This window comes from Halomonas sp. SL1 (assembly GCF_003030865.2).
GTDB lineage: Bacteria > Pseudomonadota > Gammaproteobacteria > Pseudomonadales > Halomonadaceae > Halomonas > Halomonas halophila.
In genome coordinates this window covers 193,188-202,156 of the sequence record NZ_PYUQ02000004.1, presented here as the reverse complement: position 1 = coordinate 202,156, position 8,969 = coordinate 193,188, and the positions used below count along the sequence as shown (strand labels likewise).

The 8,969-nt window shown below is 69.7% G+C and carries 7 protein-coding genes; 3 read left to right on the top strand and 4 right to left on the bottom strand.

The window, feature by feature from the left end:
• Window positions 1-82: 82 nt before the first annotated feature.
• Together C9J49_RS01855 and C9J49_RS01850 are read right to left on the bottom strand one after the other, a co-directional pair.
• Window positions 83-2,917 carry an insulinase family protein gene (locus C9J49_RS01855; protein WP_107181116.1) on the bottom strand — a complete coding sequence of 945 codons (2,835 nt, stop codon included), beginning with the start codon at window positions 2,915-2,917 and terminating at the stop codon, window positions 83-85.
• Window positions 2,918-2,919: 2 nt separating this feature from the next.
• Complete coding sequence (locus C9J49_RS01850) at window positions 2,920-3,600, bottom strand: SOS response-associated peptidase (protein WP_046078405.1); 681 nt, start codon at window positions 3,598-3,600, stop codon at window positions 2,920-2,922.
• A gap of 183 nt (window positions 3,601-3,783) precedes the next feature.
• Between C9J49_RS01850 and C9J49_RS01845 the strand changes: the two genes are divergently transcribed.
• Window positions 3,784-4,401, top strand: a complete 618-nt coding sequence (locus C9J49_RS01845; protein ID WP_035592789.1) for a TetR/AcrR family transcriptional regulator — start codon at window positions 3,784-3,786, stop codon at window positions 4,399-4,401.
• Between the two features lie 77 nt (window positions 4,402-4,478).
• Window positions 4,479-5,105, top strand: a complete 627-nt coding sequence (locus tag C9J49_RS01840) for a 1-acyl-sn-glycerol-3-phosphate acyltransferase (protein ID WP_035592814.1) — start codon at window positions 4,479-4,481, stop codon at window positions 5,103-5,105.
• A gap of 1 nt (window position 5,106) precedes the next feature.
• Here the strand turns inward: C9J49_RS01840 and C9J49_RS01835 are convergent, their stop codons facing one another.
• The gene (locus C9J49_RS01835) at window positions 5,107-6,393 is read right to left on the bottom strand and encodes an HlyC/CorC family transporter (protein WP_035592787.1); all 1,287 of its coding nucleotides are present in this window, start codon (window positions 6,391-6,393) and stop codon (window positions 5,107-5,109) included.
• A gap of 59 nt (window positions 6,394-6,452) precedes the next feature.
• Window positions 6,453-7,253, bottom strand: a complete 801-nt coding sequence (locus tag C9J49_RS01830) for an inner membrane protein YpjD (RefSeq protein WP_035592785.1) — start codon at window positions 7,251-7,253, stop codon at window positions 6,453-6,455.
• A gap of 220 nt (window positions 7,254-7,473) precedes the next feature.
• On the opposite strand from C9J49_RS01830, the gene ffh reads away from it, so the two are divergent.
• Window positions 7,474-8,904 (top strand): signal recognition particle protein, encoded by a 1,431-nt coding sequence (ffh, locus tag C9J49_RS01825; protein WP_035592783.1) that lies wholly within the window; start codon window positions 7,474-7,476, stop codon window positions 8,902-8,904.
• The last annotated feature ends 65 nt before the right edge of the window (window positions 8,905-8,969 follow it).

Genomic DNA, 8,969 nt, shown 5'->3' with positions numbered 1-8,969 from the left:
CCGGTTAAGAGAACCAACCGTCCAACGATTGGGGGTCAGTTCACAATCGGCCGGGCGTCGTCGTGTCGGGGAAGGCGATGCCTCAGTCGTCGCCGTCGGGCAGCGGCGGCAGGTCGGCCTTGAGCGCCATGACGTCACTGGCGGCGTCGCCCGGGTCGTGAGTGATCTGCACCGCGGCGCCGTCGATCAGGTTCGGCCACAGCTCGCGCAGCGCCTCGGGCGTCACCGTCAGGGCGCGCTCGGCCAGGCGCCGACGACGTTCGAAGTCGCCGCCGCTGATCGCCAGTGCCTGCCACAGCCGGTTGGTGCGGGCCGAGAGGCTGGGATCGCGGGTCAGCAGGTCGTCGTGGACTGCCTGGCGATAGGGCGTCAGGGCCTCGTCGTCGAGTTCGCCCAGCCGATCGCCGAAGCCGGTCAGGAAGGCGTCGATGCGCTGCTGGATGGTGGCGCTGTCGGTGCCGGGCGATTGCACGAGGAAGCCGAGGCCCGGGGCGTCGAGCAGCGGCCGGTAGCCGGCGTTGACGATGTAGCCGAGTTGCTGTTCGGTGCGCAGCTGCTGATAGAAGGGCGTCTCCAGCAGGCGGCCGAGCACCGCCAGCCGGGACTGGCTGTCCAGCGAGCGGTCCGGCCCCTGGAGGTAGCGCATCACCAGGTATTCATCGCGGGCGGTGTCCGGGGTCAGCGCCGGCAGGCCCTCGCCGACGCGCAGCGGCGTCAGCTCGGGGATCGCCGAGGTTTCCAGCCGCGGCGACAGCGCCTCGGCCACCGCTCTGGCCTGGCGGGTCGCGGCCTCGGTGTGCTGGTTGCCCACCGCCATGGCCTCCAGGTGCAGGTTCGCCAGGAAGTCGTCGCGGAAGTCGCGAAGCGCCTCGGCGTCCAGCGCGTCGCTGGCGTCGAGCAGCGCCTCCGGCGACCACTGCGGGCGGATCAGCGCCTCGGTCAGGGTACGGCCGGCCTGGCGATAGAGGTCGTCCTGGGGCGCGTTGCGCCACCGCTGGCGCAGCTGATGGCGGACCCGGGCGACGCCGGCGGCCTCGATCGTGCCGTGCCGCAGCTGATCGAGCACCCGCGCGATCAGCGCCTGCTGGCCGTCCCGCCAGCCGGAGAACGACAGGGTGATGCCGCGGGCGTGGGCATAGGCCTCGAAGCCGTGACCGGCCAGGCGGGCGGGGTAGAGCGCCTCGTTGAGGCTGTCGCCGAGCCAGCCGGCGAGCAGGCGCGACAGGGCGGCGTCCCGGGCGTTCCGGCTGGCATCGGGATACTGCAGGCTGAAACGCCATTCGACCCGCGGCGTGCCGAAGCTGTCATCGCGCATCTGCCAGAAGGCGAACTCGGGCGTGTCGATGCGCTGCACCGGCGCCTCGTCCTTGCCCTCCAGCAGGGTGAAGTCCTCGGCCACGTAGGGGTTGGGCTCGGGCAGGGCGAGGCCGGCCAGGGGCTCGGCCTCGCCGACGCCGGGGTCGGCCGGCGACCAGCCGACGTCGAACCAGGGCGTCTGCGCGTCGCCCTCGACCTCGGGGCCGCTGTACAGGCGCAGCATGTTGGCGGGGCGCAGCGCGTCCAGCCAGTCGTTGATGCGCTCGGCGTCGAAGCCGTCCATGCGATAGGGGGCGTAGATGACGTCCTTGAGCGGATAGCGGGAGAGGCCGGTGGCCAGGCGCATGGCGGTGCTCAGGGCGCTGCCGTGCTCCTGGAAGCGGAAGTCCTGCTCGGCGAGTCGGGCCTGCTCCTCATAGCGCCAGGCCTCGACGCCGTGGTCGCGGATCGCGCCGATGGCGGCGAACAGGCTGGCCTGGATGCGTTCGCGGTGCTTCGCGCCCTCCGGCGTCAGGCTGATGTCGACGCTGAACAGGGCGTGGCGACCGTCGCCGCGGGTGGTGCCGGCGGAAAGCCCGTCGGCCCAGCCGGCCTCGCGCAGGGCGTCGAGCAGGCTGCCTTCGCCCTCGTGGCCCAGCAGGTTGGCCAGATAGCTGGCCGGCTTCAGGCGATAGGCCGCCTCGGGATCGGGGACCGGGAAGTAGAAGGTCAGACGGCGGTCGTCGCGAAGTGCGTGCAGCTCGGCGGCGGCGGGCGTCTGCGCCGGTGTCGCCAGCGGGGCGGCGATCTCGGGGCGCGACAGGCCGCGGTCGGGAACGTCGGCGAAGTCCTCCCGCACCAGGGCCTCCATCTCGTCCAGGGGCTGGGGCGCGACCACCGCCAGGTGCATGACGTTGGCCCCGTAGTGGCGCTCGTAGAAGTCGATCACCCGCTGGCGCAGCGGGAGCTCGCCCTCCGGTCGATCGGCCAGCGTCTCGTTGCTGCCCACGGAGAAGCGCGTCGTGGGGTGCTCGGGATTGAGCATCTCCTCGAGCACCGAGGCGTGGCGGCGGCCGGCGTTGCGCTTGCGGGCCTGATACTCGGAGTGCACCACCTGGCGCTCGCTGGCCAGTCGATCGGCGTTGAACAGCGGGTCGACGAAGAAGTGGCTGAAGCGATCCAGGGTGCCGTCCAGGGCCTCGGGGTCCACCGAGAAGAAGTAGTTGGTGTCCTGGGAAGCGGTGTAGGCATTGTGCTGGCCGCCGTGGCGCGACAGATAGCTTTGGTAGGCGTCGGCCTCGGGATAGGCCTCGGTGCCCAGGAACAGCATGTGCTCCAGGTAGTGGGCCAGGCCGGCCAGGTCGTCCGGGTCCTGGGCGCTGCCCACGTCCACGTTCAACGAGGCGGCGGCCTTGTCCGCCTCGGGGTCGCTGACCAGCAGCACGGTGAGGCCGTTGTCCAGGGTCAGCGCCCGGTAGTCGCGGTCATCCGAGGGGCTGGCGATCGGCACGTCGATCGTCGCCTGGGTATCGGCGGCGGCCGGGACGGCGACGAGCGTCGGCAGCAGGGCCGCGGCCAGGGCGAGGGACAGTACCCGGTGAGGGCGGCGGTGTCGGGTCATCTTCACTCCTTCGATGGACGGCGCAGCATGGGGCCGACGGGATGGGCGCAGGCGGCCTCCTGGCAGCCGGGATCGTTCACACGTCTTGATACCGGAAAGGCGCCCAACAGTTCCCCGGGCGCCGGTGCCAGCAGCGCGTGAAGCGTCGCCGGCGGGGTGGCCGGATCGAGCCACTGCCCGGCCTTGGCGGGGGGGATCACCGCCGGCAGGCGGTCGGTGAGCGGCGACAGCAGGTCGTTGGCCGGCACCGTGATCAGCGCCAGGGAGTCATGGAAGGCGGTGAGATCGGTGTGGAAGCGGCACCACAGCCCGGCCAGCAGCAACGGGCCGCGGTCGGCCCGGGTCACCAGGAAGGGCTGCTTGGCCCGGGGCTGGGGCTTCCAGACATAGACGCCGGCCGCCGGCACCAGGCAGCGCCGGGCGGCGAAGGCCTCGCGGAACATGGGGCGCGAGGCAATCGACTCGGCCCGGGCGCAGTGCGGCGCGTGGTCCAATACGTCCAGCCAGGGCGGGGTGAGCCCCCAGAAGGCCTGGCCCAGCCGGGGGCGGCCGGCCTCGAGACGGATCATCGACAGCGGGCGGCGCGGGGCCAGATTGACGCCGGTGATCGGCGTCTCGTCCATGCCCAGGTCGGGCATCAGGCGGGCGAGGTCGAGAGGCGGAATATAAAGACGGCCGGCCATGGAACCTCCGCGGGCTGGGTGCGTCAGGGTAACCAAGACGTCTCGGCCTGGAAAGCGTCGTGGCGTGGTGGACTTGCGTTGCGCTTCAGGCGCGATATGCTAGCGGAAACAGTGTTTTCATTTCAGATCGTGGCCGGCGCCGCCCATGGTGGTGCCGCGCCGTCCCGGCCCGCGAGGATGTCGATGGCTCGTCCCAGACAGCACGCCCCCGAGGCGCTTCATGCCCAGGTGATGGCCGCCTGCGATGCCTGGCTGCAGGAGCGGCCGGTGCATACGCTGTCGCTGCGTTCCCTGGCGCGTGACGTCGGCTGCGCTCCCAGCACCTTGCTCAAGCTGTACGGCAGCTTCGGCAACCTGCTGCAGCACGTGAACATCGAGTCGCTGGCGAGCCTGCGCGCCGCCATCGACCCGCTGCTCGACGAGGCGGCACCGGATGGTCGCCTCAAGGCCCTGGCTCGGGCCTACTGGGAGTTCGCCCGTCACCAGCCGTTCCGCTGGCAGCTGATGTTCGATTATCCGCTGGCCCAGGAGGGCGAGCTCGACCAGCGTCAGAGCGACATGATCGAGGCGTTGTTCCTGCGCGTCGAGAACACCCTCAAGGAATACCAGCCGACCCTCGACGACCTCGAGGCACGCCGGCTGGGGCGTACCCTGTGGGGTAGCGTCCATGGCCTGGTGCAGCTGGGGCTCAACGAGCGCCTCGGCTACTGGCAGAGCGAGCCGCTGGAGGTCGAGGAGCTGCTCGACCAGCTGCTGACGACCCTGCTGGCCGGCCTGAAGGCGGGGTCCGACATCTCTTGACCGGTCTGCCGACCTGGGCGCTCCCGGCGCTGGCGGCGACCGCCGCGCTGGGCTGGTGCCTGCGCTCGCCGCGCCGCATGCTGCGCCGGCTGGTGTTCCTGATCATCCACCTGCTCTACCGGCTGCGCTTCCGTGGCCGCCGCCACATTCCTGCCCACGGCCCCGCCCTGGTGGTCTGCAACCACGTCAGCTTCGTCGACGCCCTGGTGGTGGGCGGCGCCAGCCCGCGCCCGCTGCGTTTCCTGATGGACCGGCCGATCTACGAGTCGCCCTGGCTGCACTGGCTGTTCAAGCTGGTGGGGGCGATCCCGGTGGACTCCGAGCGCCGGGATCCGGGCGGGCTGCGCCGTTCGCTGGATCAGGTCAGCCGGGCGCTGCGCGCCGGCGAGGTGGTGATGGTGTTTCCCGAGGGGCGCTTGACCACCGACGGCGAGATCCATCGCTTCCGGCGTGGGCTGGACCTGATCCTCGCCCGGGATCCGGTGCCGGTGGTGCCGGCGGGGCTGGCCGGCCTGTGGGGCTCCTGGACCTCGCACTACGGCGGTCGGGCGTTGACCAAGCCGCCGCGCCGCTTCCGGGCTCGGGTGGCGCTTTACTTCGGCACCCCGCTGGCGCCGGCCGAGGCCGATCGCCAGCGGGTCGAGGAGGGCGTCCGGGCGCTCAAGGCCGAGGCCGATCGCTGGGTCGCGTCTCGCGGGCGTTGAGTCAGACGTTCGCCGCTGCCGGCAGGCGTACCGCCTGCCAGCAGCGCGCCGAGGTGATCAGGTTGTCGCGCACCTCGAGGATCTCCATGCGCACCGCGCCGATCTGCAGGCACGCCGGGCCGTCGGGGAAGGATTCCAGGTGCTCGAGGATCAGCCCGTTGAGGGTCTTGGGGCCGTCGGTGGGCAGCTGCCAGCCCAGCGACTTGTTGATGTCGCGGATGTTGGCGGTGCCGTCGATGACGTGGCTGCCGTCGTCCTGCGGGTGAATCTCCTGGTCCTGGCCGGCCACGTCGGTGGTGAACTCGCCGACGATCTCCTCGAGGATGTCCTCCAGCGTCACCAGGCCTTCCACGTCGCCGTACTCGTCCACCACGATGCCGATGCGCCGCTTCTGCTTCTGGAAGTTGAGCAGCTGGGTGTGCAGCGGCGTCGACTCGGGGATGAAGTAGGGCTCCCTCGCCTCCTGGACGATGGCCGCCTTGGTCACCTCGCCACGGGACAGGAAGCGCGCCGCGTTGCGAAGGTGCAGCATGCCGATGATGTTGTTGATGTCGCCCTTGTAGACCGGCAGGCGGGTGTGCTGGCTGGTGCGGATCTGGGTCAGGATGGCGTCGAGGTCGTCGTCCAGATCGATGCCCATCACCTCGTGGCGGGGCACCATGATGTCGTTCACCGTGACGTTCTCGAGATCGAGGATCGATACCAGCATCGCCTGGTGGCGGCGAGGGATCAGCGGCCCGGCCTCATGGACCACGGTGCGCAGCTCGTCGCGGGTCAGGTTGTCGCCGCCGCCCTCGAGGGTCTTGACCCCGAGCAGCCGCAGCAGGCCGTTGGAGATGGCGTTGACCAGCCACACCAGCGGGTAGAGCAGCTTGAGCAGCGGCTCCAGCACTCGCGAGGCCGGATAGGCGATGCGCTCCGGCTTCACCGCGGCGTAGGTCTTGGGCGTGACCTCGGCGAAGATCAGGATGGCGATGGTCAGGAGGCTGGTGGCGACGGCGGGCCCGGAGACCTCGCCGAAGAAGTGGATCGCGATGATGGTGGCGATCGAGGCCGCGAGGTTGTTGACGAAGTTGTTGCCGATCAGGATCACGCCGATCAGGCGATCGGGGCGGCCGAGCAGACGCATCACCCGCTGGGCCCGGCGCTCGCCTTCGTTGGCCCGGTGGCTCAGGCGATAGCGGTTGATCGACATCATGCCGGTCTCGGAGCTCGAGAAGAAGGCAGAGAGGCAGATGAGCAGCAGCAGCAGGCCGAACAGCAATCCCAGGGGGAAATCGTCGTTCAAGTCGAAGGATCCTCAATCGCGTATCAAGGCTTGAGTTGTAGGGACGGGGACCGGTGGTGTCAAGGACGCGCCAGCAGGATCTCGAGCACGAACTTGCTGCCGAAATAGGCCAGCAGCAGCACCAGGTAACCGCCGAGGGTCCAGCGCACCGCGCGCATGCCGCGCCAGCCCAGGCGATGGTGGCCGGTCAGCAGGGCGGCGAAGATCACCCAGGCGACCAGCGACAGTACCGTCTTGTGGACGAGGTGCTGGGCGAACATGTTGTCGACGAAGGCGAAGCCGCTGGCGATCGACAGGGTCAGCAGGATCATGCCGCCCCAGAGCAGCTCGAACAGCACCCGTTCCATGGTGGTCAGCGGCGGCAGCGACTGGACCACGCCGCGGATGTGGTGGTGACGCAGCGCCTGGTTCTGCACGCCTAGCAGCACCGCCTGGACGGCGGCGATGGCCAGCAGGGCGAAGGCTAGCGCCGCGCTCAGGGCGTGAAGGGCGATGCCGGGCGTCATGGTGCTGCCCTTCTCGGGGCTCGGCCACTCGATGGCCAGCAGCAGTACCGCGCCGGCCAGCGGGAAGAGCCCGGTGGCGACGTTGAGCACCGGTTTGAACAGGCTGACGAGCAGCAGCACCAGAACGGCGAGGGCACCGGCCAGCACCACGCTGGTCGAGAAGCCTGGCTGCAGTGAATCGCCTGCGTCGAGCAGGCCCACGGCCAGCGGCAGGTGGCAGAGCAGGCCGGCGGCGCCGAGGCCGCGGACCAGGGTGTCCCGCGGTGCCACGCGTCGAAACAGGGTCAGGCCCTGCCAGGAAGCGGCGGCGATGTAGAAGATGAAGGCCACCAGGGCCAGGGGGAGCGCGTACATCGATGGCTATCCGTGCGCCTTCGCCAGCGTCCAGCAAGAGGAAATGGAGGTGCCACTATACCGAATCCTCCACGCGCCGCCCAGCCGGGCCCGGGCCGCTGCCATGGAGACTCGCGGCCACAAGGCGTATAATTTCGTCCCATTATGGGAAAGTCCCGCCCGGACGCGTCATGCCGGGGGCTGATGCGGCTTCCCAGGCCATCGTTTGCGGAGAGGCCCCATGTTTCAGAATCTCAGCGATCGTCTGTCCCAGACGCTCAAATCGATCAAGGGTCAGGCGCGCCTGACCGAGGACAACGTCAAGGACACCCTGCGCGAGGTCCGGCGGGCGCTGCTCGAGGCCGACGTCGCCCTGCCGGTGGTCAAGGCGTTCATCGACCGGGTGCGCGAGCGTGCCGTGGGCCAGGAGGTCTCGAAGAGCCTCTCGCCGGGCCAGCAGTTCGTCAAGATCGTCCAGCAGGAGCTCGAGGCGATCATGGGCGAGGCCAACGAGGGGCTGACCCTCAAGGGTCGCCCGGCGGTGGTGCTGATGGCCGGCCTGCAGGGCGCGGGCAAGACCACCTCCGTGGCCAAGCTGGCGCGCTACCTGCGCGAGCGTGAGAAGAAGAAGGTGCTGGTGGTGTCCGCGGACGTCTACCGCCCGGCGGCCATCGACCAGCTCGAGACCCTGGCCAAGGAGGTCGAGGTCGACTTCTTTCCGTCGAGCAGCGACCAGCAGCCGGTGGCCATCGCCGAGGCGGCGATCAAGCACGCCAAGATCCAGTTCCACGACGTGGTGCTCGTCGACACCGCCGGCCGTCTGGCCATCGACGAGGCGATGATGGCCGAGATCCAGGCCCTCGAGAACGCCGTGTCGCCGGACGAGACGCTGTTCGTGGTCGACTCCATGACCGGCCAGGACGCCGCCAACACCGCCAAGGCCTTCCACGAGGCGCTGCCGCTGACCGGTGTCATCCTGACCAAGGCTGACGGCGACGCCCGTGGCGGTGCGGCGCTGTCGGTGCGTCACGTCACCGGCAAGCCGATCAAGTTCATGGGCGTGGGCGAGAAGGTCGACGCCCTCGAACCCTTCCATCCGGACCGCGTGGCCTCGCGCATCCTCGGCATGGGTGACGTGCTGTCGCTGATCGAGGAGGCCGAGCGCACCGTCGACAAGGGCAAGGCCGAGCAGCTGGCCAAGAAGGTCAAGAAGGGCGACGGCTTCGATCTCGAGGACTTCCGCGACCAGCTCCAGCAGCTCAAGAAGATGGGCGGCATGGGCGGCCTGCTCGGCAAGCTGCCCGGCATGGGGCAGATGGCCGAGATGGCCCAGGGCCCGGGTCCCGAGAAGGAGATGGGCAAGCTCGAGGCGCTGATCAACTCGATGACGCCCAAGGAGCGCCGCAACCCCGACATCATCAACGGCTCGCGCAAGCGTCGCATCGCCGCCGGTGCCGGCCTGCAGGTGCCGGATCTCAATCGCCTGCTCAAGCAGCACAAGCAGATGCAGAAGATGATGAAGAAGGCCGGCAAGAAAGGCGGCATGCAGAAGATGATGCGCGGCATGTCCGGCATGATGGGCGGCGGTGGCCCGGGAGGCCCCGGCGGCATGGGGGGGATGGGCGGTCCCGGCGGCATGGGCGGCCCTGGCGGCGGTCTGCCGCGACGCTGAGGGCCCCGTCCCGCGGCCCAAAAAGGTTTCCAAGCCGGGGAGATTTCCGTAGAATGCGGCGTCTT

What these genes read in the sequence shown, in the direction of transcription:
- ffh (WP_035592783.1), top strand. Translation starts at nt 7,474, where the DNA reads ATGTTTCAGAATCTCAGCGATCGTCTGTCCCAGACGCTCAAATCGATC.
- C9J49_RS01855 (WP_107181116.1), bottom strand. Translation starts at nt 2,917, where the DNA reads ATGACCCGACACCGCCGCCCTCACCGGGTACTGTCCCTCGCCCTGGCC.
- C9J49_RS01850 (WP_046078405.1), bottom strand. Translation starts at nt 3,600, where the DNA reads ATGGCCGGCCGTCTTTATATTCCGCCTCTCGACCTCGCCCGCCTGATG.
- C9J49_RS01840 (WP_035592814.1), top strand. Translation starts at nt 4,479, where the DNA reads ATGCTGCGCCGGCTGGTGTTCCTGATCATCCACCTGCTCTACCGGCTG.
- C9J49_RS01845 (WP_035592789.1), top strand. Translation starts at nt 3,784, where the DNA reads ATGGCTCGTCCCAGACAGCACGCCCCCGAGGCGCTTCATGCCCAGGTG.
- C9J49_RS01830 (WP_035592785.1), bottom strand. Translation starts at nt 7,253, where the DNA reads ATGTACGCGCTCCCCCTGGCCCTGGTGGCCTTCATCTTCTACATCGCC.